The sequence below is a fragment of the Saccharopolyspora sp. NPDC050389 genome (genome assembly GCF_040655595.1).
In the GTDB taxonomy this organism is placed as follows: domain Bacteria; phylum Actinomycetota; class Actinomycetes; order Mycobacteriales; family Pseudonocardiaceae; genus Saccharopolyspora.
Map to the genome: position 1 here is coordinate 27,600 of NZ_JBFAKG010000074.1, position 26,621 is coordinate 54,220.

Below are 26,621 nucleotides of genomic sequence, written 5' to 3' on the forward strand. Positions count from 1 at the left end.
CCTGAATTGGTACCATGGTGTCATGGCGCTCAACATCAAGGACGGGCGGACCGAGGAGCTGGCGGCCAAGGTCGCCGAGCTGGCGGGCGAGACGAAGACGGGTGCGATCCGGCAGTCGCTGGAGGAACGCCTTGAACGGCTCCTCCAGCAGGCCCGCCGGGCCGACCGGGAAGCGCGGTTGATGAGGTTCCTGGAGCACGAGGCTTGGCCGCAGGTGCCGCATTCGGAGCTGGGGCGGCCGGTCACCCGGGCGGAACGCGAGGCCGTTCTCGGTTACGGATCGGAGGGCGTGTGATCCTCGACAGTTCGACGATCGTGGCGATCCTGCTCAAAGAGGACGGTCACGAGCGGCTGCTCAAGTCGCTCGCGCAGGCGGATGAGGTGAGCGTCGGCGGGCCGACCGCCGTCGAAACCGGGATCGTCCTCACCGCTCGGCTCGGCGTGGTCGGACGGACCTTGCTCGCCCGTTTCTTCGAGGAAGTCGGCGTCGAGATCGTCGACTGCGGGGCGGAGCACTGGAAGGTCGCGGTCGAGGCCTACGAACGTTTCGGGGAGGGGCGGCATCCGGCGGGGCTGAACTTCGGTGACTGCCTGACCTACGCGGTTGCCGGCGTAGCCGGGCGGCCGCTGCTCTGCGTCGGGGATGACTTCTCGCGGACCGACGTCGTCTTGGCGACCGCCTGATTTGTCGGGGCTCGGCTCTAGGGTGCGTGCCGGAGGTGGTCGCGGTGGGCTTGGGCTTTCAGGTGACCTTTGATGCGCATGATCCGGCGCGGTTGGCGGAGTTCTGGGCGGTGGCGCTGGAATACGAGCTCCAGCCGCCGCCACCCGGATTCGAGTCTTGGGAGCAGTTCGGGCGGCAGATCGGACTGCCCGAGGACAGGTGGGACGCCTTCTCTGCGGTGATGGACCCGGAGGGCGAGGGGCCGCGGATCTTCTTCCAGCGCGTGCCCGAGGGCAAGACCGTGAAGAACCGGGTGCACCTGGACGTCAACGTGAGCCAGCGGGGCCTGGCGCTCGACAAGACGGCTGAGCGCCGCCAGATCATCGCCGAGCACGTCGAACGCCTCAAGGCGCTGGGCGCCGCCTACGTCCGCGAGGTGGATGAACCCAACGGCTACTGCATCGTCCTGCAGGACCCCGAGGGCAACGAGTTCTGCGTGCAGTGATGCCGACGGCGGGGTCCGGATGAGCGGGCGGACGGCTATGTCCACTGTGGTTGGTCGCTGGTGACTTAGTGGTCGGCTCTGGAAATCCTTCGGGGCTCGCGGCTCATGACCTGGGTGACCAGATTCATGAACGGGACGATGCCGGTGCGTGGTTCGGTGCGGCCGAACACCTTCGCGTGGTGGACGTCGTAGGCGGCCAGGTAGGCCACCGCGCCGCCGCGGCCGTAGGTGTGGTTGACGCGCATGGCGCGGGCCTTGCCGGGGGCGAGGGTGGGATGGCAGCGGCAGCGGGCCTGGATGGAGGTCTTCTCGTCCGCGCTGATGTCACCAAGGGCCGTCCTGCCGTGCTGAGTGGTCACCGGTGTAGTTGGCTCGCCTCGCGGAAGATGATCGCGGCGCCGAGCGCGGACGCGGCGGGTACGAAGATGTCGCCTGAGTCGGTCAGGCTGAGCGGGAATCCGTTGTCGTGCAGAAGTTTCCAGGTGGCGGCGAGATCGCGCACGGCGACCGCGTAGGCGACGAACATGGGGACGGCGGGGGCGTGTTCGCCTGGCAGGACCGTCGAGAGCTGGGAATCGGGCACGAGCGTCAGCCGGGCGCCGTCAAGGTCGAAGAACCGCGACGGCCCGTCGGCCTGCGCCGGGCTGCCGAGGTAGTCCTGGTACCTGGCCCCAGTGGCGTCGAGTTCAGCTTCCGCTACACAGGTCACGACCTCGACGAGGTCGAGGGCGCCGTTGGGGTGGTCCAGCTGCCGAGCAGCTTGCGCCAGTGGGTCCAGGTCTGCGACAACCCCCACCCTTCCCTCGGCCACCGTCCCCGGCCTCGCGGCCGGTTCACGGCTGTCGATCTCCAGATAGCGGACGGACTCCGCGCGGGTTCCGTCGGCGGTCTCCACCGCACGGTGGACGGTGTTGACTCCGCCGTGCGCCACGCGGGCAGAGCTCAGTCGCGCGGCGTCGTCGTCGATGTCGGGCGAGGCAAACATGAGGATGTGCAGGCCCTCGAAGCGTTCGAGGAGCGCTGCGATATTGGCGCTGGTGCTGCTGATGCGTTCCACAAGTTGGGGCAGCAACTCGGCCGGAGCCTGCAGGGGGACGAGTTTCGCATCGCTGGGGACCCGGGTGGCCCCTCCCTGCGGCACGCAGGTGACGAGCTCGACAAAGTTGCGCGGGAAGTCGGCGTGAGCATTCGCCGCACCGAACGGCTCCGGGGCGGCCCCCTCGGTCGAGGCCATCGCGGGATAGGCCGGCGGTGCCAGGGTGAAGCCCAGCCGCCAGTAGAGGTTGAGGGCTTCGCCCATGTCACTGACGACGTGGCCTACGTGGTGCAGACGTCCGATGTCGTGGCTCATGCCGACCACCGTAGAAATAGATCAACCATTTGGTCAATCTATTTGCCGCTCGCGTACCATCCGCCGGGTGGACGCGGAGCACATCGACGGTCGGAGTCTTCGTTACCAGCATCGGCGTCCTGAACTGCTGGGCGCCGTCGCCGACTATGTCCTGGAGCACGGCGTCAGCGGCCTGGCAATGAGGCCGCTGGCCGGCGCGATCGGGGTGAGCCATGGGACGCTGCTGCATCACTTCGGCTCCAAGGAGAACCTGCTCACGGAGGTGATCGAGCTCCTCCGGCGACGGCTGGCGGAGGCCGCGGACCTCGCCGACTCTCCGCGCGATCTGACGAGCCTGACGCGCTGGTGGCGGACCACCACCGCCCCGGGCAACATGGCCGTCTACCGACTGCTGTTCGAAGTGCACGCCCTGGCGGTGCGGGAGCCCGAACGCTACACCCGCTACCTCCAGCGGGCCGCCCACGACTCGCTCGCGCTGATGGAGAGCCTGGTGGTGGCCGAAGGATGCCCGGCCGACCAGGCGCCCCTGGTGGCCTCGATGATCGCGGCGCAGGCGCGTGGCCTCCAACTCGACCTGCTCGCCACCGCGGACCGGGACCGGGTCGACCGCACCTTCGAGCTGTTCGTCGACCTGATCGGCCAGCTCAGGCTGACCTGGCACCTGGAGGAGCGGGCGTAACGGCTCAACCACGGATGAGCAGGGAGCCGACCTGTTCGACGCTGCGCATGATGGGCGCGGCCTGTACCTCTCCGCACTCAACAACTAACGCACCGCGTGCACGGCCCCGGCGCCGGAGTCAACCCCGAAGGGTTTCCGGAGCCGACCGCTTAGCTGGCCGGTGACGCCAGATCGGCGATTACCCGGCGGCCGGGTCGGCCGCAGCGCCGATCGGCGTCAGCATCCGGTGCGGGTGCTCAAGGGCGCGCGCGACGCGGTCGCTGCGGTGCATCGCGTTGGTGCCCGGGCCGGGGCGGGCGACGAGGTCGTCGGGGTCCGGGTTCTGCCCGCACGCGCGGCATCGCCCGAAGTCGTCGATGTCGGTGTCGCACGCCGCGTGGCTGAAGATCCGGGAGGGGTGCGGCCCGCTGGTGTACCGCTCGCCCCATTTGGACAGGGCGAAGATCGTGGGCCACAGTGCCCGGCCCGCGTCGGTGAGCAGGTACTCCGGGTGCCCGCCCGAGTCCTCCCGGGTCAGGACGCCTGCCTCGACCAGGGTGTCGAGCCGGTCGGTGAGCACGGCTCGGGAAATGTCGAGGTGCTCGCGCAGGTCCGTGAAGCGGCGCACGCCGTAGAAGCAGTCGCGCAGGATCAGGAGGGTCCAGCGCTCTCCGACCACTTCCAGTGCGCGGGCGAGGAAACAGCCCTGCTGGTCGTATCCGGTTCCCAATGCCACGCCGTCATCGTACCGATGGTGTGGTCTGTTCACCAGACTACCTCTGTGCAACGATGGTCTGGTGAACAGACTGGGTCTTCGTGAAACCACGAACCGGCGCGCCGAAGGTGCAGGCGGGTCTTTCCTGGCGGCGCTCGTGCTGACGTCGCTGAGCACGTTCGGGGCCATGCTGGCCTACTCGGGTCCGCTGGGAAACGCGGCGACGGTCGTCGCCGCGCTGGCCGCCCCGCAGGGAGCCACCATGTGGATCCTGAGCTCGATGAGCACCGGCCTCGCGGTGAGCCTGCTGACCGCGGGCGCGCTGGCCGACCAGTCCGGCCGCCGGAGGATCTTCGAACTCGGTGCGTATGTGTTCGCGGCCGGTTCCGTGGTGTGCGCGACCGCGGCCACGGCGACGCAGTTCGTCATCGGGCGACTCGTCGAAGGTGTTGGCGCGGCCGGTGTTATCGCGACCGGGTTGGGGCTCGTGGCCGCGGTGAACAGCGATGCCCGGGCCCGCTCGGCCTCCGCCAGCTGGTGGGGCGCCAGCATGGGGCTGGGCATCGCGCTCGGCCCGCTGCTGACCGGCTTGCTCGATCTCGTGGACCTGTGGCGCGCACCCTACTGGCTGCTCGCCGCGGTCGGGGTGGGCATCGCCATCGCCGCGCGGTGGTGCTTTCCCGAGACGGCGGTGATTCCGGGCAGGCGCCTGGACCTGCTCGGCGCCGCGTTGATGACCGGCGGGCTGGGGCTGCTGCTGGTCGCGCTGATCGAAGCGCGCCAAGGCGGTCTCGCCACAGCGCTGATCTGCGCCGGTGGCGCGGTGGTCGCGTTGGTGGCCTTCGCCGTCAGCCAACTCCGGGGCCGGTCGTCCATGGTGGAGCTCGCGCTGTTTCGCCGAGGTGACTTCGTGGCCGCCACGCTGGCGGCCACGGTCACCGGCGCCGGTGTGATCGCACTGATGTCGTTCGCCTGCACATTCCTCGTCACCAGCATGGGGTTGAGCACCCTCGGAGCCGGCGCTGCGCTGGGAGTCTGGTCCGGCACCAGCGCTGTCTCCGCCGTGCTCAGCCGTCGGCTGGCCGCGCGGCTGACCGGGACGGCGCAGCTGGCGATCGGCCTCGCGGCCACGGGTGCCGGCCTGCTGCTGCTCACCGGGCTCGAGACGGGTTCGACCATCGGGCGGCTGATGCCCGGCCTCCTCGTGGCAGGCGTGGCCACCGGCGTGCTCAACGCCGCCCTGGGGCGGCAGGCGACTGCCACCGTCCCGCCTGACCAGGCCGCGATGGGCGTCGGGATGAACAACACCACCCGTTACGTCGGCGCCTCGATCGGGGTCACCGTCGTCGGTGTCCTCGCCTCCGCCCCGCACGACGACATCGCCACCCAGCTGTCCGGCTGGAATCATGTCGCCACGCTCACCGGCATCGTCTCCCTCGCCGGGGCCGCCGCGGTGCTGGCGCTGTCCCGATACGCGCCCGGGCGCGGACAAGGATGAACATAATCCACTGTGGACATCAGGAGGAGGCGTTGCTGGAGCACGATGTCGCGACACTTCTCAAGCCCTTGATCGAGGCGAGCGACGATTGAGCCATGTCCCCAGGGCGATGCAAGATCGTCGAGGAAATCGGCCCGCTGCGGCACTATGGCCCGTGTTCTGCTCGCAGTGACGCGGAAAGGAAGCTTCGCATGGCGAATCTGATCTACTCGGCGATCGCCTCGCTCGACGGCTACATCGCGGACGAGGACGGCAACTTCGACTGGGCCGAGCCGGACGAGGAGGTGCACGCCTTCGTCAACGACCTGGAGCGATCGGTCGGCACCTTCCTGCTGGGGCGCCGGACCTACGAGCTGATGATCGCGTGGGAAGACGAGGACTCCTTCGCCGGCCAGCCACAGGTCATGCAGGACTTCGCGCAGATCTGGCGGGCGTCGGAGAAGGTCGTGTACTCCACGACCCTGGACGAGGCGTCCACCGCCCGGACCCGCATCGAGCGGGCCTTCGACCCCGAGGCCGTCCGGCGGCTGAAGGAGTCGGCGGAGCGCGACATCACCGTGGGCGGTCCCGGGCTCGCCGAGCACGCGCTCCGGGCCGGGCTGGTCGACGAGTACCGGCTTTTCGTGGTGCCCGTCGTCATCGGCGGCGGCACTCTGGCGCTTCCCGGCGGTGTCCGCCTCGGCCTGGAACTGCTCGACGAGCGCCGCTTCGCCGGCGGCGTGGTTCACCTCCGCTACCGCGTCAAGGCGTGAAACGACCGTGAGTGCTTCGGGGCGCTGGGGCACCCCAAAGCACTCACGGACCGGAGCCGCTCAGGCGACGTCGATCAGGCGACGTCGATCAGGCGAAGGCGCTGAGGCCGGTGATGGACTTGCCGACGATCAGGGTGTTCATCTCGCGGGAGCCCTCGAAGGAGTAGACCGCTTCCGCGTCGGAGAAGAACTTCGCGACCTCGTAGTCGAGCACGATTCCGTTGCCGCCGAACAGTTCTCGCGCCCAGGCCACCACCTCGCGCATCTTCGTGGTGGTGAACGCCTTGGCCAGCGCCGCCTGCTCCGCCCCGCCGCGTCCCTGGGCGACCAGCTCGTTGAGGCGCACCACGATGCCGAACATCGCGGTGACGTTGCCGAGCATCTTCACCAGCAGGTCCTGGATCATCTGGAACCCGCCGATCGGCTTGCCGAACTGCACCCGCTGCACCGCGTACTCGCGGGCCAGCTCGTAGGCGCGGACCGCCACGCCCAGCGCCTGCCACGCCACGCCGCCGCGGGTCTTGGCCAGCACCTTGGCGGTGTCCCGGAAGCTGTTGATGTTCTGCAGCCGGTTGGCCTCCGGGATGCGGACGTCGTCGAGCACGATGTCGGCGTTCTGCACGGTGCGCAGCGCGATCTTGCCCTCGATCTTGGTGGCGGTGAAGCCGGGCGTGCCCTTCTCCACGACGAACCCCTTGACCTGGTCGTCGGCCTCGTCGCGCGCCCACACCACGATGAGGTCGGCGAACGTGCCGTTGCCGATCCAGCGCTTCGCGCCGTTGAGCACCCACTGGTCGCCCTCGCGGCGGGCGGTGGTGCGCATGCCGCCGGCGACGTCCGAGCCGCCCTCGGGCTCGGTCAGCGCGAACGCGCCGATCTTGGTCATGCCGGCCATGTCCGGGATCCAGCGGTCGCGCTGCTCCTGGTCGCCGCCGTTGTAGATGCTGCCCATCGCCAGTCCGGTGTGGACACCCGAGAACACCGCCAGGGACGGGTCGATCCGGTTCAGCTCCAGGCTGAGGAATCCGGTGAACAGCGGGCTGCGCGGCTTGCCGTCGCCGTACTCGGGGTACTGGTAGCCGGCCAGCTGGAGCTTGGCGAACTTCTCGACGACCTCGAACGGGAACTCGGCCTTCTCCCACGCGGCGTTGGCCAGCGGCTTGATCTCGCGCTCCAGGTACTCGCGGATCTCGGCGAGCTCGGTGCGCTCACCTTCGCTGAGCAGGTCGTAAAAGCCGAAGAAGTCAGGATTTGCATTGGCGGGCTTGGGCATTGCGGTGATCCTTAAATCAGTTGTGCTCGATGTTCTGCAGTGCGGTGTTGAGCGCGTTCTGCTTGCGGTCGCGCAGTTCGGAGCGCTCCCGGTACGCCTCGGGGCCTGCGCCGTCGGCAGCTTCGGTCTGGTCGGCGACGGCGGCGATCGTCTCCGGGGTCAGCTCCGGCTGGCTCGCCTTCTTGGTCGGGTAGGGCAGATTCCGAGTCTGTTTGTTGACGCCCCGAATTTCAGATTCTCTGGCAACCCGTTTAAAATGTGGGTATCGCTAGGACACAGGTAAAGCGGGCATACAAGTACCGCTTCTATCCCACCGGGGAGCAGGCGGAGGAGCTCTCGCGCACCTTCGGTTGCGTTCGCAAGGTCTACAACCTCGCTCTCGACGCACGAACCCGTGCGTGGAGGGCTGAAAAACGCCGAGTGAGCTACGCGCAGACCTCCGCGATGCTTACAGAGTGGAAGAAAACGGATGACCTGGCGTTCCTTGCTGCGGTGTCGAGCGTGCCGTTGCAACAGTGCTTGCGACATCTGCAGAGTGCGTTCACATCGTTTTTCGAACAACGCGCCGGATACCCGAGGTTCAAGTCCCGCAAGAAGTCCCGCGCATCGGCGGAGTACACCCGCTCGGCTTTCCGCTACCGGGACGGCCAGCTCACACTGGCGAAGATGCGCGAGCCGCTGAACATCGTATGGTCTCGGCCTCTTCCCGAGGGCACGGCACCGTCCACGGTCACAGTGTCCCGTGACAGCGCAAACCGTTGGTTTGTGTCGATTCTGGTTGAAACCAGCACTGAGCACCACGCTCTTACGGGGCAGGTCGTGGGAGTCGACACCGGGATCACAAGCCTGTTGACGCTGTCGAACGGCGAGAAGATCGTCAATCCCAAGCAGGAAAAGCGCGAACGGGACCGGCTGGCCAAGGCTCAGCGGAACCTGGCCCGTAAGCAGAAAGGCTCCGCGAACCGTGAGAAGGCTCGCCGGAAGGTGGCCCGCGTGCATGCGAGTATCACCGACCGTCGCAGGGACCACCTGCACAAATTGACGACTCGACTCGTCCGCGAGAACCAAGTGGTCGTGATCGAGGATCTGACTGTCCGCAACATGCTCAAGAACAGAACGCTTGCGCGGGCGATCTCCGACGCGTCGTGGTCGGAGTTCCGCTCGATGTTGGAGTACAAAGCTCAGTGGTACGGCCGCCAAGTGATCGCGGTCGACCGCTGGTTTCCCTCCAGCAAGGCATGCTCGTCCTGTGGTGCGTTGCAGGACAGTATGCCGTTGAACGCCCGCGTATGGACGTGTGACTGCGGTGCAATCCACGACAGGGACATCAACGCCGCGAAGAACATTCTGGCCGCCGGGCTGGCGGTGTCTGCCTGTGGAGCTGGTGTAAGACCTCAAAGGGAGTCCTCCCGGACGGGGCGGCCGGCTGTGAAGCAGGAACTATCTGGCGCGAGCCGGTAAGAAATCCCTGCCTTGCCGCAGGGAGAAGTCAACGTCCCGTCCACTTCGGAGTGCGCTTCTCGGTGAACGCCCGGACGCCTTCGGCGAAGTCCGCGGACTCCCGGAGAGCGCGGGTTTCGTTGCGCTGCAACGCGAACGCCTCGGCGTCCGGGATGCCATCGGTCAGCCGAACGACCTTCTTCACCGCGGCCAGGGCCAGCGGCGCGTTCGCGCCGACCTCGGCGGCGAGCTCCAGCGCGGCCGTTACGGCCTCGCCGTCGGCCACTAGCCGGTTGACCAGGCCGAGGGCGCGGGCTCGCGCCGCGTCGATGGCGCGGCCGGTGAGCAGCAGTTCCATCGCCAGGTGGTGCGGAATCCGCTTGGGCAGCCGGATCACTCCGCCGCCACCGGCGATCAGCCCGCGCTTGACCTCGGGCAGCGCGAACCGCGCGCCCTCGGCGGCGACCACCAGGTCGCAGACCAGCGCCAGCTCGAACCCGCCGCCCATGGCGTAGCCCTCGACCGCGGCGATCAGCGGCTTGCCCGTCTCGGCCTCGGTGAGGCCGCCGAAGCCCTTGCCCGGCGCCGTGGGCGACTCGCCGCGCGCGGCGGCTTTGAGATCCATGCCCGCGCTGAAGGTGCCGGCCGCGCCGGTCAGCACGCCCACGTTCAGGTCCGGGTTGGCGTCGAGCTCGTCGATGGCGGCCGCGATGCCGTGGGCCGCGGCGGCGTCGATGGCGTTGCGCGCCGCCGGGCGGTTGATGGTGATCACGAGCGCGGAGCCGACGGTTTCGGTCTGCACCGCGGTGTTCGGGGCCGTCATGCGAGCCTCCGCGAGTCGAGTTCGGCGAGGACCTCTTCGGTGTGCTGGCCGGGAAGCGGGGCGTGCCTGCGGACCGAGGCAGGCGTCGCGGAGAAGTTCATCGGCACCCCGACCACGCGGTAGCTGCCCTCGCTCGGGTGTTCGGCGAGATCGAGCAGGTGCCCCTCGCGGACGTACGGGTCGTCGGCGGCCTCGTCGAGCCGGAGCACCGGGCCGACCGGGATGCTGTGCTTGGTGCACACCTCGATCCACTCCTCGGTGGTCAGGCTCGGGGTGACCGACTCGACCAGCTCGGAGATCGCCTCGCCGTCGCGGCCGGCGTCGACGAACTCCCCGTTCACCCGCGGATCCTCGGCCAGTTCCGGCCGGCCGGCGGCGCAGAACAGGTCGCGGTAGTTCTGCGGGGAGTAGGGGATGATCATGGCCAGGCCGTCCTTGGTGGGGCGCGCCCGGTGGCCCTTGTTCATCGACAGCGTGAACCCGGTCGGGCCCATCGGCGGCTCGAAGGTGCGGCCCTGCAGGTGCTCGACGAGGTTGAACGCCAGCAGCGTGTCGGCCATCGGCACCTCGACCAGCTGGCCCTGACCGGTGGCCCGCTGGTGCACCAGCGCCGCGAGCGCCGAGTAGGCGATGGTCAGCGCGGCGACCTTGTCGGCGAAGATGCTGGGCAGCACCACCGGCTCGCCGATGTCGCCGGCGCGCTGCGCCACGTCGAGCAGCCCGGAGGCCGCCTGCACCGTCTCGTCGTAGGCGGCGAGGTCGGCGCGGTCGGAGTCGGGGCGGAAGCCCTGCGCGTGCGCGTAGATCAGGTGCGGGTTGGCGGCGGCGAGGCTCTCGTAGTCCATGCCGAGGCGGCGCAGCGCGCCGATCCGCATGTTGGTGATCAGGATATCGGCGCCGCCGATCAGCTCCAGCGCGCGTTCCCGGTCGGCGTCGTCCTTGAGGTTGAGCTTGACGCTGCGCTTGTTGCGGTTGACGTTGAGGCTCAACGGCGTCATGCCGGGCGTGCGGTGCAGGGTGCCGAAGCGCGCGGTGTCCTTCGGCGACTCGATCTTGATCACGTCGGCGCCGAGGTCGCCGAGGATCTGAGCGGCGTACGGGCCCATCACCACGGTGGCCATGTCGATCACGCGGACGCCGGCCAGCGGGCCGGACCTGCCTTCGGTGCTCGGTGCGGAATTCGTCATCATCGCCGCTCCTGGTGGGATAGGGGAGTCGTCACGGCTTTTATTTGCTTCGCTAACTACGTTAGGTCTGGTCGGAGCGGCATTCAATTGATCAGTGGCACCGATGCGCGAACAATGGCGTGACCGCAGCGGTCACACCAATCGGCAAGCCTGTGCGGCTCCGGATGGTCGTCGACGGGGTAGGAGTGCAATTTCGCGAGAAATCGCCGTTCACGCGGGTGGTGGTCAATTTCTCGCGAAATTGCGCACCCGTCGGGTGGTCAGCGCAGCGCGAGCTTGGCCTCGTCGATCAGCCGTCGCAGGTCGGGCTGGCTTTCGGCGCGGTCGCGACGCCAGATCATGCCCGTCGCCAGGCTCGGATCGAAATCATCGAACGGCAGCACGACCGTGTTTTCACTGCGGTGCTTGTGCATCCCGCTTTCCGGATCCAGCATCGAAATGGAGAATGCCGATCCGTTCGCCACCAATTCGCTGGTGCTGCCGTAATCGCCGGTGTTGAGCGTGATCCGCCGGTGGATTCCCGCCGCCTCCATCCGCACCAGCAGTTCCCCGTAGTAAGCCGGCAGCATCCGCGGCGCCGGGCTGACGTAGGTGTAGTCGACCAGTTCGGCGAGCGAGACCGAGCTGCGGGAACCGAACTCCGCCGCCGGCAGCACGGCCCCGAGCGGCTCGCGCATCAGCTCGAACACCTCGATGCCCTCGGCGTGCACCGGCAGGTGTACCAGCGCCATCGCGAGCTCGCCGCGCTGCACCCCGGCGAGCAGGTCGCTGCTGCCGCTCGGCCAGCGCTTGACGTCGCATTCGGCGGCGCACTGGTCTTCGAACGACCTGAGCCGCTGCCGCATCGACGAGTGCAGGCCGGGCGGGATGCCGATGTAGACGACGGCGCGCTGCGGGCTGATCGCCTCGCGCAGCCGCCACGGGATGTCGTCGAAGCGGCCGAGCACGTCCTTGGCGATCGGCAGCAGCGCGGCACCGGCGTCGGTCAGCTGCACGTGGTGCGAGTCCCGCTCGAACAGCACCGAACCGAGGTCGCGTTCGAGGTCCCGCACTCGCTGGCTCAGCGGCGAGGTCGCCATGTGCAGCTGTCGGGCGGCCTTGGAGAAGGACAGGTTCTCCGCGACCGCCACGAAATACCGCAGGTGGAACATCTCCATCAAGCAGCAGATTACCCCGCCGGCCGGGTGTGCGAACGCGTCCGCCGGATGCGGGCGGAGCCGAGGTGATGATCATCTCAGAATGATCATCATGGACCGGCTGAATCGATGTCACGAATCTGCTAAAGGCAGAGAATATCGCTCTATGTAACAAAGTTCGGGCGTATTGCTGGTTTCGTCACCTTAAAGGTGGTACCCGTAAGAAGTAAGCCGAGATAGTTTAAGCTCACCGTTCGTAGTTGAACGGATGCAGTGAGCCACTTTGGATCGGAGATGCGCATGAGCGCCGCCCTGTCGCTTCGGGTCCGGTTCCCCGAAGGGTGCCGACCCGACCGCGTCGAGGTCGACGAGTCTCCGATGTCCGATGTGGCGCCATCGGCGGTCGGTGCGTCATCCTGGCCGACCGCGGCGCTCCTGCTCGTCGGCCGGGCATCGTCGCCCCCGCCGTACCGGCTTCGGCGGCCGGCGTTCGCGTGCCGAGCGACCACCGGCAGTGGAGTCGCCATTACGCCGTAATACGCTTCGCAACCCACCTGCGCGGAATCCGTCCTGCAGGGGATTTTTCGCGCCCTGACCAGGGATCCGGCACGTACCAGAGCACCAGGACCGGTCGGTCGTCATGGCGCCTTTGCGGACCGTGTGCTGAGCGGTCCTCATAGGAGGGACGTATGGACTCGACCGGCAAGGGCGTGCCGCCCCGTGGTGCCGTGTCGGACGTGCCGGAGTTCCTGCGGATGTACAGCGGGGAAGGGGCGATTCCCGGAACCACATCGCCACGTGCACCTTCCGACGAGGTCGCACCAAGTCCACCGGAGGAGCAGTGACGTCAGACCTGAACGAGCGTGCTTTCGACAGAGCCTCGCATGAAGAACTGCATTGGAACCTCCCTGCCGAAACCGCAATGCCGTCCAGCAAAGCCGTGGAAATACTGGAGTTCCTCCGCTGGTACGCGCGGGAACGGCTCGATTCGCGACGAATGGACGAGCGTCGATCCATCGACCTCGGCGTAGTGCCCGAGTTCGCCGGCGTCGGGCTGTTGGGGCTTCAGGTTCCACGCCGGTACCAGGGGCAGGAACTGAGCTACCGAGACACCTTCCGGATCATGGAACAACTCGGGGCCATCGACTGCAACCTGTTCGTCATGACCGCCGTGCAGAACGCGGTCGGCATCCCGCCGATCATGCAACACGCGTCTGAGCGGGTCAAAGCCGACGTCCTCCCGTTGCTCGCTCAGGGAAAGAGCCTGACCACGAGCGCGGCCAGCGAGCCGGGCATGGGCTCGGACCTGCGTGGCATGACCACCTGCGCGACCAGAAACCGGGATGGCAGTTACACGATCAACGGCACGAAACGGTGGATCAGCCTCGGCGCCGCTTCCAGATACCTGAACGTCTTCACCCGGCTCTGCGACGAGGACGGCAGGCGACTGGGATATACCGGCTTCGTCGTCGACACCGCCACCCCGGGCTTCACCGCCGGTCCCGAGCTGCTGACCTTGGGCTTGAAGGCCGTGCCGCAGAACATCTTGACCTTCAAGGACATGCGAGTGCCGGCGGACTGGATGCTCGGCGCCGAAGGCGAGGGGATCACCGCCGCGAACGCGGCATTCATGCTCGCGCGGCTCGTTCTGGCCGCAGGCAGCATCGGAGCGATGAAACGATCACTGGAGGTCGCGGCGCGGTACGCCACGCGTCGCAACGTCGCCACGGGCCTGCTGGTGGACAACGGCCGGACCCAGCAGATTCTCACCGAAGCGGTGGCCGCGACCCAGGCGGTGGAGACGCTGCTCGATCACCTCACGTCCCGGCTCGACATGGGCGAGCAGCCGCCAGAACTGCTGTACTTCGTTGCGAAGATCGTCGCATCAGAAGAGATGTTCACCGTCGTGGATCGCAGCCTGCAGATGCTGGGAGCGCGAGGCTTCCTGGACACGAACATCGTCGGGCCGTTCTTCAGGGATTACCGACTCTTCCGGATCTTCGAAGGAGCGACCGAGGCCATCACCGTCTACGTCGGGAAGATGCTCCACCGCAACCCGGCCGGCTTCGGTGAACTCGTCCACTCCTTCTCCGCATCCCGGCAGGTAGCCGACCTCGTCGATGAGGCCGCATCGTTCACCGCCCGCCGCGCCGTCACCGAACGGGAGCAACACATCCTCTACAACGTGCTCGGGGACCTGCTGTGCTGGTCTGTCCTGGCCGCGTTGACGAGCTCGACGGCGACCCGTTCCGAGATGCACGCATACACAGCCCAGTGGTGCGAGCGCAAACTGCGCCAGCGGCTGACGGAAGCACGGCGCGACGTGGGGCTGGAGCTTCCGACCGTGTCGACGCTGCTCAGCCATATCGCCGGATACGAGGAGATGATCGGCAACGTCGACCAGCTCAGGCCGGACGAAGAACACTGCGTGGATCCGCTGCTCATGCGTTGACGGCGCCGTGATCCCACCGCACAACGATGACATGCGGTGCGGCTCGCGTGGACTGATGCAGCTTGGTCAGCCCACGCGAGCCGCACCGCAGTGTCGGCGATCAGGGCAGCGCAATCCCGCCTTGCCGGTGGTAGATCCCCTGCACCACGTCTTTGGCGAACGTTTTGATGGCGTGCACGTCGGACATGTTCCAGTCCCGTTCCACGATGTCCACCACGCAGACCGTGCCCAAGGCGGTGCCGGTGTCGTCGATCAGCGGCGCCCCGAGATAGGACTTCGCGCCCATCTCGTCGACGAGAACGTTCCCCGCGAAACGCGGATAGGCCATGACATTGCCGAGCGGGAAGGCTTTTTTCCGCGCTAGCGTGTGCGGGCACCAACCGACGTTCTTAGGCATGCCCGTGAGGCTCGAAGCATCTCCGCCCGCTTGCATGTGGGCGCCGACGAAATTCTGATTCGTGGCGTCGAAGATGTTGACCACCGCGACAGCAGCGTGAAACGTCTCGGTCATCTTCGCCGCGAAATCAGAAAACTGTTCGTCCCGCTGTAGGCCCAGCAGGCCGAGCTCCCTTAGCCGAGCCACCCGCAACCGCACGACCTTGTCGCTCTCCTGGGGCTCCAGCATGCGATTGCCTTGGTCGTCGAACGTGGTCGTCCCATGGGGATCGTAGGTACTCAAGAAGAACTCCATCCCTGTGCGCAGTTATCGTGCTGTCAACGTCACGTCCGTCCCTGCCGGTGTCCCCGGGAAGCGGGTCGAACACCTCCGCTCGCACGAGGGTCTCCGTTTCCGCATTGCGGGCTTCGTCTACAAAGGACGGCTGGTGAGGACGTGCTCGGTGAGGCGAACCAGAACCGACGCCGCGGAGCGCCGGTCGCGGGCGTCGCACATGACGACCGGCACGTGGGGCTTGATGTCCAACGCATCCCGAACCTCATCGGGTTCGTAGCGGAAGCCGCCGGCGAACTGGTTGACCGCGACGAGGAAGTTGACGCCTCGCTGTTCGAAGAACTCGACCGCGGCGAAGCAGTCCTCAAGCCGCCGGGTGTCGGCGAGCACGACGGCGCCGAGCGAGCCGTGCACCAGGTCGTCCCACATGAACCAGAACCGCTCCTGCCCCGGGGTGCCGAACAGGAACAGCACGATGTTCTGCGGCGCGAACGTGATGCGCCCGAAGTCCATGGCGACGGTGGTGGTGCTCTTGTCGCCGACTCCCGCCAGGTCGTCGGTGCCGATGCTGGCGACGGTCAGCGTTTCCTCCGTGGTCAGCGGCTCGATCTCGCTGACCGAACGGACGAAGGTGGTCTTCCCGACGCCGAACCCGCCCGCGATGAGGAACTTGAGCGCGGTCGGGAAGAGGTCAGAGTTGTTGGAGACCATGGAGCAACGCCTCCAGTTGTCCTCGGTCGGGCAGGTCGTCGGGCAGGCGGGTGGTGACGGCTCCCCAGTCGATGAGGTCGGAGAGCAGGACCTTGGTGACCACGGCGGGCTGGTGCAGGTGTGCCGAGACCTCGGCGACCGACGTGGCGAACCGGCAGAGCTCCAGCATCTTGGCGTGCACGGGCTCGACGCGTTCGGGCGCCATCCTGCCGGTGGACCGGACCATCGACTGCAGCGTCAACGTGGCGGTCGGCTTGGTCCGGCCGTTGGTGAGGGAGTACGGGCGCAGCAACGGCCCCGCCTCGTTATCGAGCCAGGGTTTGTCTGGCGAAACCGACATCATCAGCCGCCCAGTTCGCCCGAGCGCGCCGCAGCGGTGGGCTGCCGCATGGCTGTGGTCAGGTGCGACGGGACACGCCGGACGAGCTGCGCGATCTCGTAGCCGAGCACGCTGGCGTCGGCGTCCGGGTAGGCGATCACGACGAGGACTGCGCCGGCGCCGGCGGCCGAGACGAAGAACAGCATGTCGTCGAACTCCACCACGACCTGGCGGACCCCGTCGCCCGCGCCGAAGCGGATCCCGCCGTTGCGGGCGAGGGAGCACTGCGCGGCGGCCCACGCGGCGAGCGCGTCCGCCTCGTCGGCATCGAGGCCGTGGTAGTGCCGTTTGAGCCCATCCGTGGAAGCCAGCAGGGCGCAGCGGGTGTGCGGGACCCGACGGAGCAGGTCGGCGAGCAGCCAACCGAGATCCGACGCCTGGCCAGCGGGCAGGTCATTGGCCATGGGTAACGTCTCCTTGAGATCAATGCGGTGCGGACGAGGCGGGTCAGGTGCCGTGGTCACCCGGACCGTCGTTGTCGCGGGCGCCGCCTTCGACGCCGTGTCGGAAAGCGGCCCACAAGCCGGGATTCGGTCCGCCGCGCGGAGCCTCGGCGGGCTTGGGGCCGCCGGCGAGCTGAGGCGCCACGTACGACTTGGTGCGGTCGCGCTTGGGCAGCGGCGGGCGCTCGGTCTTGCCCGACTGGTTGCCGGCCGCATCCTCGACCGCGGCGGTGTCGGACACGACTCCCGTGCGCCGTCCGTACCACTGCGTGGTGCCGGTCCCGTTCGGTGCGGCGGGCGCCGCGGCGGGCGGCGCAGCGTCGAAGCGGCCGATCGGTTCGCGCTCTGCGGGAGCCCGGTGCGCTCCGCCGCGCTCGCCCCGGCGGTCGGCGGCCGGCGCCGCGGTCAGCGCGGGAATCGCGGCGATGGCCGGCTGCGGCTCGGGCGCGGCGACCGCGCTCGCAACGGAATCGACCACCGCGGGGGCCTGAACCGGTTCTTCGTCGGCGTCGCCCAGCAGGTTCTGGGGAATCACGACGTGGGCGTCGGTTCCGCCGTACATGTTGTTCTCGAGCTCGACGGCGACGTGATGCCGCTGGGCCAGCTGCGCGACCACGTACAAGCCGATTCGCCCGTCCTTGAGCCGCTCGTCGCGGTCGACGCCGCTCGGACTGGCGAGCAGGCCGTTGAGCTTGGCCCGGTCGGCCGAACTGATGCCCAGCCCGCGGTCCCGGATGTCGATGGCCAGCCCGGCGGTGACCCGCTGGGTGCTGACCGTCACCTGGGTGTCGGGTTCCGAGTAGGCGGTGGCGTTCTCGACGAGCTCGGCGATCAGGTGGATCACGTCGGCGATGGCGTGGCCGTGGAGCGTGCCGTCGACCGGCGGCAGCACCTTGACGCGGGCGTAGTGCTCGACCTCGGCGACCGCGGAGCGCAGCACGGTGTACATGGGGACCGGCTGGCTCCACTGCCGCCGCGGCATCGAACCGCCGAGCACGGCGAGGCTTTCCGCCTGCCGCCGCATGCCGGTCACGAGGTGGTCGACGGCGAACAGACCCTTGAGCAGGTCCGGGTCCTCCACCATCTGCTCGAGCTCGTCGAGCCGCTGGATCGCCCGGTGCGCGAGGGACTGGACCCGCCGTGCGATGTTGGCGAACACCGCGACGCTGGGATCGGTGCCGTTGGCACCGGGAACCTGCTGCAGGCGGGCCACGGCGAACTCGGCGGCGGCCTGCGCCTGCCGGATCTCGTGGGAGAGCAGCACGAAGGGATGGCTGCCCGGGACGGGGTCGTCGGCGGGCCACCGCGGCGCGGGAGGCTCGCCCGCGCGCACCTGCTCCACCAGCTGGGGGAACTCGTTCTTGCCCTGCTCGACGGTGGCGCGCAGGGACTCGATCCACCGCTGCGTGTGCTGCGCGGATTCTTCGATCCGCTGCTTGGAGCGCTGGGCGGATTCGACGATCCGCTGGTCGACGATGGCCGCCGTGGCATTGGCCCGGTAGAAGGCGATGATCGCGATGGCCGCGCAGCCGACGAGGCCGCCGCCGAGCACCGAGTAGCGGAGCACGTCGGAGGGATTGGTGGCGAGCACGGCCGCGGCGGCGATCCCCAACGCGGCCATGGCGGCCAAGTGCACCATGACCAGCCGCAACAATCGACTCCGCAGGTCGTCGTCCGTGCTGCGCCGCGATCCGGGCGGCTGCTCGGATCCCGCGGCGGATAGGGGGAACTCAGACATCAGCGTCCTTGGTACGGGGAATGATCGGCGACGGGCACGAGTGCCTGTGGTCGGGGCGTCACCGGTGGGACTACTGGTGCTCACTAGTTGATCAACTTTATCACCGAGGGTGATCCTAGCGACACTAAAGGGAGCTGAATAGGCAGGGGGTTGACCTATTGGAATACTGGGGATTACCGGGCGCGACGTGGCGAAACTTCTCGCCGGAACGCGGAATCCCCGGCTCCGGTCGCCCGATCGGGACGCCCGTCGAGCGGGTTCGGCACGTCTCCGGATGTCCGGTCGAAAGGCTGCTGAGCTGCGGAGATCGCCGGTCTGGGCGAGCCTTGGCGGCGGAAGTTCTCGCAGGTGGCGACCCTTCGATACTCCATTCGGGTATATATCGATCCGGCGTTCGGTCTATCTTCGTGCCGCAGATGTCTGCGAAACCGATCCGTTTCCAACTGGCCTTGATCTTTTCGAAGACTCCCGCGGCGCCGATCCGGTTCGCGCCGAGGTCTCATTTGAGCGGGTCCACAGTGGATCGATACCCGATCGCGGTGGTTCACCGATACCGAAATCGAATCACCGAAAGGCTTTGGCGGGCTTGGAGAACCGCCCCAAGCCCGCCACGCCGGTCAGCTCCGCGCGGCACCGCTCGCGATCCGCTCCAGCCGGCTCCGGTAGCCGGCCCACCACTCCTGGTCCCCGGGAGCCATCATCGGGATGTCCTCGTGCAGGCCGACGGCGCCGTCGATCAGCTCCCGGACGACGTCCGCGTGCCCGGCGTGCCGATTCGTCTCCGAGATCATGTGCAGCAGGACGCCGTGCAGCGTGGTCTCCCGGTGCGGCTCCGCGAACCATTCCACGTAGCCGACCGAATCCAGTGCCAGCGCCGCGATCGTGCCGTCCGAGTGCTCGCACGCCCGCCGGTACAACCCGACGATGTACTCCCGGGATTCGTCGGCGGTGGCCCACAGGTCCGAGTTGGGCTCGGCGTCCTGGGTGAACCAGGCGACCGGCTCGTCGAAGGGCTCGCCGAACACGTGGCTCAGGTACAGCAGCTCGACGGTGGTCAGGTGCTTGACCAGCCCCAGCAGGTTGGTGCCGGTCGGCGTCAGCGGTCGGCGGATGTCGCGTTCGGAAAGCCCGTCCAGCTTCCACACCAGCGCCTCGCGCGCCTCCCTCAGGTGTCGGTGGAGATCGGTTTTCAGGTCTGCTGCGGCCATTGTGGAACGCCTCTCTGCGCGAGCGGTCGATGTCAGGTCGCAACAGGGACTCCCGCGATGCGGCAGAATCGTCGACCGTGAGCGAAGTTTTTTCCGCGCGGGCTTCGAGCCCGGCAGCGGAGGACGACCTGGCGCGGGCGCGCGGCGGAGATGATGCCGCGTTCACCAGGCTCGTGAAGCCGCTGCGCCGCGAGCTGCACGCGCATTGCTACCGCATGCTCGGCTCCACCTACGACGCCGACGACGCTTTGCAGGACGCCCTGCTCCGGGCGTGGCGGGGCCTCGCGCGCTTCGAGGGCCGCAGCTCGCTGCGCTCCTGGCTCTACACGGTGGCCACCCGCACGTGCCTGGACACCATCGAAGCGCGCGGCAAGCGGGCGCTGCCGGTCGACCTCGGCCCGGCCAGCGACCGCGCCGTGACCGGCGACGTTCCGCTCACCGAAGTCGCTTGGCTGGGGCCCTACCCGGATGCGGGCCTCGGCGATGGCCCGGCAGGCCCGGCTTCGCGCTACGAGCAGCGCGAAGCCGTCGAACTCGCCTTCGTCGCGGCACTGCAACACCTGCCGGGCAACCAGCGGGCGGCACTGCTGCTCTTCGAGGTGCTCGGCTTCTCCGCCGCCGAGATCGCCGAGATCATGAACACCACGACCACGTCGGTGAACTCGGCCCTGGCGCGCGCCCGGAAGGTCGTCGCGGAGAAGGTTCCGTCCCGCACCCAGCAGCAGGCGCTGCGCGAGATCGACGACGCGCGCCTGCGCGAGATCGTCGGCGGGTTCGCCGCCGCGCTGGAACACGGCGACGCCGACGCCCTGGTCGCGCTGCTGACCGAGGACGTCACCTGGTCGATGCCGCCGATGCGGCACTGGTACCGCGGCATCGAGGCCGTCACCGACTTCGCCGTGCACGTCCCGCTGGTCTGCGGTTCCTGGCGGCACCTCCGGACCAGCGCCAACGGCCAGCCCGCGGTGGGCTGCTACCTCTGGGACGACGGGGCGGGCGCCCACCTCGCCTGGTCGGTCAACGTGCTGACGCTGCGCGGAGACCGCATCGCCGAGGTCACGTCATTCATCGGCCCCGACAACTTCCCGCCCTTCGACCTGCCCACCGAGCTGCCCTGAAGGGAAGCGGAGCTCATCGCAGGCGAGCGGCCAAGCGGTTCCGGAATGGCTCGTAGTCGCGGCCGGGGAAGATCTCGGGCAGCACCTGCAGCATGTTCTGCAGGTTCTCCACGGCGAACTGGAAGTCATCGTTCTGGCCGTCCACGTCGGCGAACAGGTACTGCCAGCCGTAGGTGCCCTTGGTCACGAGCACCGCGTCGAGGTACTCGCAGAAATCGAGGTCCAGCTTGTAGAACTCGCTGGTCCCGTTGTAGTACCACACCTCCGGTGAGCCCACCCCGGGCTGGATCCGCAAGCCCGCCAGGGTGCCCCCGCCGCCCTTCGGGTGCTCGTCGAAGGGCCGCAGCTCCTCGCAAAGCCGCTCCTCGAACTCGCTGCCGTACTCCGTCTCGAGGTCTTCGGCCGTCTGGAACATCGCGGCGCCGAGGTGGACGAGCGAGAACTCGCCCGTGAGGTACAGGTCGCCGCGTTGGATGCTCCAGTGGCCGGCGAACCCGTCGAAGCGGAGGAAGCACCGGGCGTTCGACGAAGTCGGCATCGGCTAGCCGGTCAGCTGGTGATGTCCTTGCGGTGGAAGCGCCAGATCGCCAGGGCAGTGAAGACCGCCGCGTAAGCCAGGCCGGAGAAGACGCCGTGCGTCATCGCCGTCCAGTCGATGTCGTGGCTGAGCAGGTCCGAGTAGGCCGTCGAGTAGTGCGTCGGCAGGTAGTTCCGCAGATCTCCCAGCGCCGTGATCTGGTCCAGGATCTCCGACAGGATCGACACCACCACCGCGCCGCCGACCGCGCCCAGCGGCGCGTCCGTGCTGACGCTCAGGAACAGGGCCAGCCCGGCGATCCAGGTCAGGTGCAACGCCAGGTACACCGTGGCCGCCGCCAGGCTGATCACCCCGGTCGGGAACGGCACCGCCTCGCCGGTGATGCTGACCAGGTCGCCGCCGCCGTACCACAGCAGGCCCACGCCCAGCGAGACCGCCGACAGCAGGACGAGCCCGAAACCGGACAGCAGCGCCGACACCACCGCCTTCTGCCGGAGCAACCGGGTGCGGGGGACCGGCGCGGCGAGCAGGTACCGCAGGCTCGACCAGGACGCCTCGCTGGCCACCGTGTCGCCGAAGAACAACGCCACCACCACGACCAGCAGGAAGTTGGTCGAGGCGAACAGCGTGAACACCGCGAAGTTCAGGCCGCTGGCGGTGGCGATGTCGGCCAGCGTGCGGCCGCGGCGCCCGCCGTCGTCGCCGAGCTCGAAGGCCAGCAGCAGCAGGAACGGCAGCACCGCCAGGAAGCCCAGCGCCAGCCGGGTGCGGCGGCGCCGCAGCTGCCGCGCCAGCTCCACCCGCACCGGCAGCGTCCGCTTCGCGCGGTAGCCCTCGACGCTGCCGTCGGGCTGGGTCGCCTGGCGGCGGACGGAGCGGACCACCGCCGTCTCGGCCGTGTCCAGCCGCCCGACCTTGGGCTCTTCGGCGTCCTCGGTCACCGGTGATCCTCCCCGACCAGCTGCAAGAAAGCGTCCTCCAACCGCCGCCGCGGCCCCACCTGGTGCACTCCGATCCCGGAGGCGACCAGCACGTTCACGGCCACTGCGGTCGAGTGCCCGGCGAGGTTGGCGTGCACCAGGTCGCCGTCGGTCTCCACCGGGCCGAGCCCTTCGATGGTGCACAGCGCCTCGGCGGCCTCCTGCGGCTGGTCGACCCGGAAGGTCGCCTCGCCGTTGACCGCCACGATGTCGGCCACGCTGCCCGCCGTCACCAGCCGGCCGTTCTGCATGACCACCACGTGCGTGCAGGTCTGCTCGACCTCGGCGAGCAGGTGGCTGGAAACCAGCACCGTGCGGCTGGTGGACGCGTAGCGGCGCAGGATCTCGCGCATCTGGTGGATCTGCGGCGGGTCCAGCCCGTTGGTCGGCTCGTCGAGCACCAGCAGCTCCGGCAGCCCCAGCATCGCCTGCGCGATCGCCAGCCGCTGCTTCATGCCCTGGCTGTAGGTGCGGACCGGGCGGCGGGCCGCCGTGCCGAGGCCGGCGATCTGCAGCACCTCGTCGAAGCGGGCCTGCAACATCGGCCGCCCGGTCGCCGCCCAGTAGTACCGAAGGTTGTCCAGGCCGGACAGGTGCGGCAGGAAGCCCGGCGTCTCCACCAGCGAACCCACTCGGGACAGCACCGGAGCCCCGCCGACCAGCCGGTGGCCGAACACCCGGATCTGCCCGGAGCTCGGCTTGAGCAGCCCCAGCAGCATCCGCAGCGTGGTCGTCTTGCCCGCCCCGTTGGGGCCGAGCAGCCCGACGATCTGACCGCGCTCGACGCGGATCGACAGGTCCTGGACCGCGGCGGGCTTGTCCGGATACGACTTGGTCAGCCCGGCGATCAGCAGCGGCGTGTCGGCGAGCAGCGGGTCGACGTCGTCGGTGCTCTTGCGCCGGATCAGCGAGATCACCCACGCCGCCAGCGCCGCCGCGATGATGAGGCCGATGCCGACCAGCGGCGCCACCGGCACCGAGTTGCCGGTCGTGGTCTCGCCGCGCACCGACGGGATCGACACCGAGCCGTCGCCGGCCAGGCCGATGCGGTGCACCGCCGGTTCCCTCGGCACCGCGTAAGCCTGGTCGGTGGTGGCCACCGCCAGCTCCAGCCGGTGGCCGGTCTCCAGCGGGTGCACGACGCCCGGCAGCGCCACTTCCACCTCGACCGGCGTGCCGTCCGCCGGGAGGCCGACGACGTGCAGCGGCGACACGGCGTTGCCGATCAGGCTGCGCTGCTGGTCCGGGCCGACGTCGTAGAGCTTGGTGAACAGCACCGCGTCACCGGTCGCGGGCTGTCCCGGCACGGAGGCAACAGACAGCCGGGTCTGCGCGGTGCCGGAGATCAGCAGCTGGCTGTCCAGCGGATCGGTGCGGAACACCGCGACCTGGCCGGGCAGGTCGCGTGCCAGGGAACGGCCGAGGCTGCCCGCTGCGTCGAGCACCTCGCCGGCGCCGGGCAGCGAGCTGGTCGCGGCCGGGTTGCCGCCCGGCGGGTTGACCACCTGCGTGACCGCGCCGTGCAGTTGCAGTGCGAAGCGCGGCGTTCGATCGGCCTGCACGCCCGGATAGGCGGGCGCGGACACGGTGCGCACCGGGATCTCGCCGTTGCGCTGCGGCCGTCCGGCGATGTCGTACTCGAAGGCGGTGCCGGGAGGTGGCATCCCGCGGAGGCGGAAGGCGAACCAGTCCGCGATGCGTCCGCGCAGCGCGGCGTCCGGCGGGGCGCCATCGTGGCCGCCGGCGAACCAGATGGTCTTGACCTCGCCTCCGGCGGCGGAGATCTGCCGGGCGTTGGCGTCGGCCTGGTCGAGGCCGAACAGGGTGTCCCGTTCGCCCTGCACCAGCAGGGTCGGCACCTTGATGTTGGCGGTGACGGTCTTGGGGGAGACGCGGTCGAGCAGGTCCAGCGTCGACTGCCCGGCCCGGCCGGTCTGCGCCACCTCGGTGTAGGCCGCGCACACCTGCTCGGTGAAGCTCCCGCAGGTCAGCGGCTGCCCGGAAGGCGTGCCCGAGGCGCCGTCGGTCGGTGACGGGGCCTGCGGCGGGTCCTCGGTGCGGTGCTTCGGCGAGCTCCCCGCCGAGAACAGCAGGCCCGCCCATGCCTGCTTGAACACGCCCTGAGCAGCGGCGGCGCCGCGGGCCGGGGTGCTGCCGTCGATCCGTTCCCGCGAGGCGGCGTTGGGCAGCAACGCCTGGCCGAGGTCGTTGTAGGTCATCACCGGCGCGATCGCGTCGACCCGGCGGTCGGCGCCGGCCAGCAGCAGGGTCAGCGCGCCGCCGTAGGAGCCGCCGGTGACGCCGACCCGCGGATCGCCCTCGCCGTCGCGCAGCACCTCCGGCTGGCGGGCCAGCCAGTCGAGCAGCTGGCGGGCGTCGGTCACCTCGTAGTCGGGATCGTTCAGCGCGATCTTCCCGGTGCTGCGGCCGAACCCGCGGGAGGAATAGGTGAGCACGGTGAACCCGCGGTGCGCCAGCTCCTGCGCCTGCGCCGCGGTGTCGTCCTTGCTGCCGCCGAAGCCGTGCGCGAGCAGGATCGCGGGCGCCGGGGTGTCGGCCGGGGCGAACAGCGTGACGTCGATCTGCACCCGCTCGTTCGCGCCGGGGCCGTCCAGCACGTCCAGCAGCGCCTCCCGGGGCGCTTCCGGCGTTGCGGCGGGTTTCTCGTCACCGGACCACAGGAAAGCACCGATTACCACGATGGCAATGCAGGACAGGGCGATCAGCGCGAGGCCCTTGCGGCGACGAGGGGAGGCGGACACGCATTCGACAGTAGGTGAAGACGACGGCACCGGATTCGTTCCAGACGGGGGCGAAGGCAAGACGCTATGAACCAGAGACCAAACAGCAACCGGACACGTCGTCGTGTCAGTCGCCGAGGCCGCTTCCGCATCCCCGCGTGCGGTCCCGGTACGACCGGGCGGTGGTGATCATAGCGATGATCGGGTGAGACGCAATGATCTCGGGCGGCCGTCGGTGTGATGCCGCGATGGTTCCCGTTGCCGCCCCGGACGGTGCACCGTACGGTTCGCCACGTGATGTTCGTTGCTTGTGCGACCCCGGGGTGGTGTTCGGACCCACGCATAAGTGACAATCTTGGCAAGGTGGAGGGGAGTATTCCTTCGCGGCGGTGTCGTCATCACGGAACTTGCTCGGACAAGCCCGGTGCCGTCGACCGGCCGAAGGCCGGTGGAAGAGACCTCCGGTCCCTGGCGCATGCCCTGAACCGGAGGTGATGAATGGGTGCCGTGACGTTGCTGGCCCAGCAGGCACAGCCCGCAGTCGATCGACTGGACGTTCCTTGGTGGATCTGGGCCGCCACGCTCGGTGGCCTGGCCCTGCTGCTCCTGCTCGACCTCGTGATCGTGGATCGCAAGCCGCACGAGGTGACCACCGGTGAAGCAGCCAAGTGGGTCGTGTTCTATGTCGGTTGCGCGATCCTGTTCGGGATCGGCGTCTGGGTGTTCGGGGACTCGCACTTCGCGATCGAATACTTCACCGGTTACATCACCGAGTACTCGCTGAGCGTGGACAACCTGTTCATCTTCATGGTGATCATGTCCAGCTTCGCCGTGCCGTCCATCCACCAGCACCGGGTGCTGCTGATCGGCATCCTGCTGGCGCTGGTGATGCGCGGCATCTTCATCGCGGTCGGCGCCGCGCTGATCGCCCAGTTCGTCTGGGTCTTCTTCATCTTCGGCGCGTTCCTGATCTGGACCGCGTTCAGCATGGTCCGCAAGAAGGACGAGGACGAGGAGTACCAGGAGAACGCGGTCGTCCGCTGGGTCCGCAAGGTGTTCCCGGTGACCGAGGACTACCACGGCGCCAAGTCGAGCGTGAAGATCGACGGCAAGCGCTTCCTGACCCCGATGTTCGTGGTGATCGTCGCGATCGGCAGCGCCGACCTGCTGTTCGCGGTGGACTCGATCCCGGCGATCTTCGGCATCACCCAGGACCCGTTCCTGGTCTTCGCCGCCAACGCCTTCGCCCTGATGGGGCTGCGGCAGCTGTACTTCCTGCTCGGCGGCCTGGTGGACAAGCTGATCTACCTGTCGGTGGGTCTGGCGGTGATCCTCGGGTTCATCGGCATCAAGCTGATCCTGCACGCGTTCCACGAGTACCACCTGGTGCCGGAATGGCTGGAGATCACCAACTGGATGTCCCTCGGGTTCATCATCGTTGTCCTGGGCATCACGACCTGGGCCAGCCTGGCGAAGTCGAAGAAGGACACCGAGTCGCAGCAACAGGAAACGGCCGAGAACGCCTGATCCGCAACAGAAGTGCCCGGAGTTCCACATGAGTTATAAGGGGCCGACTGTTGTGGGTGAGTTGGGGGGGGGGTGTGTTTTTTTTTTTGTTTTGGAGAAAATAAAAAAACAGGG

The 26,621-nt window shown here is 68.3% G+C and carries 27 protein-coding genes; 11 read left to right on the forward strand and 16 right to left on the reverse strand.

Features of this window, described 5'->3' with window-relative positions:
- The first annotated feature begins 22 nt into the window (after window positions 1–22).
- From AB0I53_RS35765 to AB0I53_RS35775, 3 genes are read left to right on the forward strand one after another with little or no spacing between them, the layout of a single operon-like run.
- Complete coding sequence (locus AB0I53_RS35765; RefSeq protein WP_358613069.1) at window positions 23–295, forward strand: type II toxin-antitoxin system VapB family antitoxin; 273 nt, start codon at window positions 23–25, stop codon at window positions 293–295.
- On the forward strand, window positions 292–684 hold the full coding sequence (locus AB0I53_RS35770; RefSeq protein ID WP_358613071.1) for a type II toxin-antitoxin system VapC family toxin: 393 nt from the start codon (window positions 292–294) through the stop codon (window positions 682–684). The genes AB0I53_RS35765 and AB0I53_RS35770 overlap by 4 nt, the downstream gene beginning before the upstream one ends.
- A gap of 44 nt (window positions 685–728) precedes the next feature.
- Window positions 729–1,169 (forward strand): VOC family protein, encoded by a 441-nt coding sequence (locus AB0I53_RS35775; RefSeq protein WP_358613073.1) that lies wholly within the window; start codon window positions 729–731, stop codon window positions 1,167–1,169.
- A gap of 65 nt (window positions 1,170–1,234) precedes the next feature.
- On the opposite strand, the gene AB0I53_RS35780 is transcribed toward AB0I53_RS35775, so the two are convergent.
- Entirely contained in the window at window positions 1,235–1,528 is a 294-nt protein-coding gene (locus AB0I53_RS35780; RefSeq protein WP_358613074.1) for a hypothetical protein, read from the reverse strand.
- A complete protein-coding gene (locus AB0I53_RS35785; RefSeq protein WP_358613076.1) occupies window positions 1,525–2,520 on the reverse strand; it encodes a VOC family protein in 996 nt (331 codons plus the stop codon). The genes AB0I53_RS35780 and AB0I53_RS35785 overlap by 4 nt, the downstream gene beginning before the upstream one ends.
- Before the next feature lie 67 nt (window positions 2,521–2,587).
- Here AB0I53_RS35785 and AB0I53_RS35790 point away from each other — a divergent pair, with 67 nt between their 5' ends.
- Window positions 2,588–3,199 (forward strand): TetR/AcrR family transcriptional regulator, encoded by a 612-nt coding sequence (locus AB0I53_RS35790; RefSeq protein ID WP_358613078.1) that lies wholly within the window; start codon window positions 2,588–2,590, stop codon window positions 3,197–3,199.
- A 178-nt stretch (window positions 3,200–3,377) separates the two neighbouring features.
- Here the strand turns inward: AB0I53_RS35790 and AB0I53_RS35795 are convergent, their stop codons facing one another.
- Window positions 3,378–3,914 carry a helix-turn-helix domain-containing protein gene (locus AB0I53_RS35795; protein ID WP_358613080.1) on the reverse strand — a complete coding sequence of 179 codons (537 nt, stop codon included), beginning with the start codon at window positions 3,912–3,914 and terminating at the stop codon, window positions 3,378–3,380.
- Between the two features lie 61 nt (window positions 3,915–3,975).
- On the opposite strand from AB0I53_RS35795, the gene AB0I53_RS35800 reads away from it, so the two are divergent.
- Both AB0I53_RS35800 and AB0I53_RS35805 read left to right on the forward strand, forming a co-directional pair.
- Window positions 3,976–5,391 (forward strand): MFS transporter, encoded by a 1,416-nt coding sequence (locus AB0I53_RS35800; protein ID WP_358613082.1) that lies wholly within the window; start codon window positions 3,976–3,978, stop codon window positions 5,389–5,391.
- A 191-nt stretch (window positions 5,392–5,582) separates the two neighbouring features.
- Entirely contained in the window at window positions 5,583–6,143 is a 561-nt protein-coding gene (locus AB0I53_RS35805) for a dihydrofolate reductase family protein (RefSeq protein WP_358613084.1), read from the forward strand.
- Window positions 6,144–6,231: 88 nt separating this feature from the next.
- On the opposite strand, the gene AB0I53_RS35810 is transcribed toward AB0I53_RS35805, so the two are convergent.
- A complete protein-coding gene (locus tag AB0I53_RS35810) occupies window positions 6,232–7,416 on the reverse strand; it encodes an acyl-CoA dehydrogenase family protein (RefSeq protein WP_358613086.1) in 1,185 nt (394 codons plus the stop codon).
- 258 nt (window positions 7,417–7,674) lie between these two features.
- On the opposite strand from AB0I53_RS35810, the gene AB0I53_RS35815 reads away from it, so the two are divergent.
- On the forward strand, window positions 7,675–8,877 hold the full coding sequence (locus AB0I53_RS35815; protein WP_358613088.1) for an RNA-guided endonuclease TnpB family protein: 1,203 nt from the start codon (window positions 7,675–7,677) through the stop codon (window positions 8,875–8,877).
- 28 nt (window positions 8,878–8,905) lie between these two features.
- Here AB0I53_RS35815 and AB0I53_RS35820 read toward each other — a convergent pair whose 3' ends face one another.
- The 3 genes from AB0I53_RS35820 to AB0I53_RS35830 all read right to left on the reverse strand — a co-directional run bounded on the left by AB0I53_RS35820 (window position 8,906) and on the right by AB0I53_RS35830 (window position 12,023).
- A complete protein-coding gene (locus AB0I53_RS35820) occupies window positions 8,906–9,679 on the reverse strand; it encodes a crotonase/enoyl-CoA hydratase family protein (RefSeq protein WP_358613090.1) in 774 nt (257 codons plus the stop codon).
- Window positions 9,676–10,866, reverse strand: coding sequence for a CoA transferase (locus AB0I53_RS35825; protein ID WP_358613117.1), 1,191 nt, complete (start codon window positions 10,864–10,866; stop codon window positions 9,676–9,678). The genes AB0I53_RS35820 and AB0I53_RS35825 overlap by 4 nt, the downstream gene beginning before the upstream one ends.
- Window positions 10,867–11,126: 260 nt before the next feature.
- Window positions 11,127–12,023: a LysR family transcriptional regulator gene (locus AB0I53_RS35830; RefSeq protein ID WP_358613092.1), complete on the reverse strand. Its 897-nt coding sequence runs from the start codon at window positions 12,021–12,023 to the stop codon at window positions 11,127–11,129.
- Between the two features lie 668 nt (window positions 12,024–12,691).
- On the opposite strand from AB0I53_RS35830, the gene AB0I53_RS35835 reads away from it, so the two are divergent.
- Both AB0I53_RS35835 and AB0I53_RS35840 read left to right on the forward strand, forming a co-directional pair.
- Window positions 12,692–12,847 (forward strand): hypothetical protein, encoded by a 156-nt coding sequence (locus tag AB0I53_RS35835; RefSeq protein ID WP_358613094.1) that lies wholly within the window; start codon window positions 12,692–12,694, stop codon window positions 12,845–12,847.
- 77 nt (window positions 12,848–12,924) lie between these two features.
- Window positions 12,925–14,454: an acyl-CoA dehydrogenase family protein gene (locus AB0I53_RS35840; protein WP_358613096.1), complete on the forward strand. Its 1,530-nt coding sequence runs from the start codon at window positions 12,925–12,927 to the stop codon at window positions 14,452–14,454.
- 100 nt (window positions 14,455–14,554) lie between these two features.
- Here AB0I53_RS35840 and AB0I53_RS35845 read toward each other — a convergent pair whose 3' ends face one another.
- The 6 genes from AB0I53_RS35845 to AB0I53_RS35870 form a co-directional block, all read right to left on the reverse strand.
- Entirely contained in the window at window positions 14,555–15,133 is a 579-nt protein-coding gene (locus AB0I53_RS35845) for a GAF domain-containing protein (RefSeq protein ID WP_358613098.1), read from the reverse strand.
- Between the two features lie 129 nt (window positions 15,134–15,262).
- Window positions 15,263–15,835 (reverse strand): ATP/GTP-binding protein, encoded by a 573-nt coding sequence (locus tag AB0I53_RS35850; RefSeq protein ID WP_358613100.1) that lies wholly within the window; start codon window positions 15,833–15,835, stop codon window positions 15,263–15,265.
- Window positions 15,816–16,127: a DUF742 domain-containing protein gene (locus AB0I53_RS35855; RefSeq protein WP_358613102.1), complete on the reverse strand. Its 312-nt coding sequence runs from the start codon at window positions 16,125–16,127 to the stop codon at window positions 15,816–15,818. The genes AB0I53_RS35850 and AB0I53_RS35855 overlap by 20 nt, the downstream gene beginning before the upstream one ends.
- Window positions 16,128–16,177: 50 nt before the next feature.
- Window positions 16,178–16,618, reverse strand: a complete 441-nt coding sequence (locus AB0I53_RS35860) for a roadblock/LC7 domain-containing protein (protein ID WP_358613104.1) — start codon at window positions 16,616–16,618, stop codon at window positions 16,178–16,180.
- Window positions 16,619–16,661: 43 nt separating this feature from the next.
- Complete coding sequence (locus AB0I53_RS35865; RefSeq protein WP_358613106.1) at window positions 16,662–18,395, reverse strand: ATP-binding protein; 1,734 nt, start codon at window positions 18,393–18,395, stop codon at window positions 16,662–16,664.
- 617 nt (window positions 18,396–19,012) lie between these two features.
- A complete protein-coding gene (locus AB0I53_RS35870) occupies window positions 19,013–19,603 on the reverse strand; it encodes a DinB family protein (protein ID WP_358613108.1) in 591 nt (196 codons plus the stop codon).
- A 77-nt stretch (window positions 19,604–19,680) separates the two neighbouring features.
- On the opposite strand from AB0I53_RS35870, the gene AB0I53_RS35875 reads away from it, so the two are divergent.
- A complete protein-coding gene (locus tag AB0I53_RS35875) occupies window positions 19,681–20,721 on the forward strand; it encodes a sigma-70 family RNA polymerase sigma factor (RefSeq protein ID WP_358613109.1) in 1,041 nt (346 codons plus the stop codon).
- 13 nt (window positions 20,722–20,734) lie between these two features.
- Here the strand turns inward: AB0I53_RS35875 and AB0I53_RS35880 are convergent, their stop codons facing one another.
- From AB0I53_RS35880 to AB0I53_RS35890, 3 genes are read right to left on the reverse strand one after another with little or no spacing between them, the layout of a single operon-like run.
- Complete coding sequence (locus AB0I53_RS35880; RefSeq protein ID WP_358613111.1) at window positions 20,735–21,259, reverse strand: hypothetical protein; 525 nt, start codon at window positions 21,257–21,259, stop codon at window positions 20,735–20,737.
- A gap of 11 nt (window positions 21,260–21,270) precedes the next feature.
- Window positions 21,271–22,164, reverse strand: coding sequence for an ABC transporter permease (locus tag AB0I53_RS35885; protein WP_358613119.1), 894 nt, complete (start codon window positions 22,162–22,164; stop codon window positions 21,271–21,273).
- 32 nt (window positions 22,165–22,196) lie between these two features.
- Complete coding sequence (locus AB0I53_RS35890) at window positions 22,197–25,001, reverse strand: alpha/beta fold hydrolase (protein WP_358613113.1); 2,805 nt, start codon at window positions 24,999–25,001, stop codon at window positions 22,197–22,199.
- A 528-nt stretch (window positions 25,002–25,529) separates the two neighbouring features.
- Between AB0I53_RS35890 and AB0I53_RS35895 the strand changes: the two genes are divergently transcribed.
- A complete protein-coding gene (locus AB0I53_RS35895; protein ID WP_358613121.1) occupies window positions 25,530–26,507 on the forward strand; it encodes a TerC family protein in 978 nt (325 codons plus the stop codon).
- Window positions 26,508–26,621: the final 114 nt, after the last annotated feature.

Excerpts from the sequence above, each read along its gene's own strand:
- AB0I53_RS35765 (WP_358613069.1), top strand. The coding sequence starts at position 23 with ATGGCGCTCAACATCAAGGACGGGCGGACCGAGGAGCTGGCGGCCAAG.
- AB0I53_RS35785 (WP_358613076.1), bottom strand. The coding sequence starts at position 2,520 with ATGAGCCACGACATCGGACGTCTGCACCACGTAGGCCACGTCGTCAGT.
- AB0I53_RS35805 (WP_358613084.1), top strand. The coding sequence starts at position 5,583 with ATGGCGAATCTGATCTACTCGGCGATCGCCTCGCTCGACGGCTACATC.
- AB0I53_RS35810 (WP_358613086.1), bottom strand. The coding sequence starts at position 7,416 with ATGCCCAAGCCCGCCAATGCAAATCCTGACTTCTTCGGCTTTTACGAC.
- AB0I53_RS35820 (WP_358613090.1), bottom strand. The coding sequence starts at position 9,679 with ATGACGGCCCCGAACACCGCGGTGCAGACCGAAACCGTCGGCTCCGCG.
- AB0I53_RS35825 (WP_358613117.1), bottom strand. The coding sequence starts at position 10,866 with ATGACGAATTCCGCACCGAGCACCGAAGGCAGGTCCGGCCCGCTGGCC.
- AB0I53_RS35830 (WP_358613092.1), bottom strand. The coding sequence starts at position 12,023 with ATGGAGATGTTCCACCTGCGGTATTTCGTGGCGGTCGCGGAGAACCTG.
- AB0I53_RS35835 (WP_358613094.1), top strand. The coding sequence starts at position 12,692 with ATGGACTCGACCGGCAAGGGCGTGCCGCCCCGTGGTGCCGTGTCGGAC.
- AB0I53_RS35840 (WP_358613096.1), top strand. The coding sequence starts at position 12,925 with ATGCCGTCCAGCAAAGCCGTGGAAATACTGGAGTTCCTCCGCTGGTAC.
- AB0I53_RS35850 (WP_358613100.1), bottom strand. The coding sequence starts at position 15,835 with ATGGTCTCCAACAACTCTGACCTCTTCCCGACCGCGCTCAAGTTCCTC.
- AB0I53_RS35860 (WP_358613104.1), bottom strand. The coding sequence starts at position 16,618 with ATGGCCAATGACCTGCCCGCTGGCCAGGCGTCGGATCTCGGTTGGCTG.
- AB0I53_RS35865 (WP_358613106.1), bottom strand. The coding sequence starts at position 18,395 with ATGTCTGAGTTCCCCCTATCCGCCGCGGGATCCGAGCAGCCGCCCGGA.
- AB0I53_RS35870 (WP_358613108.1), bottom strand. The coding sequence starts at position 19,603 with ATGGCCGCAGCAGACCTGAAAACCGATCTCCACCGACACCTGAGGGAG.
- AB0I53_RS35880 (WP_358613111.1), bottom strand. The coding sequence starts at position 21,259 with ATGCCGACTTCGTCGAACGCCCGGTGCTTCCTCCGCTTCGACGGGTTC.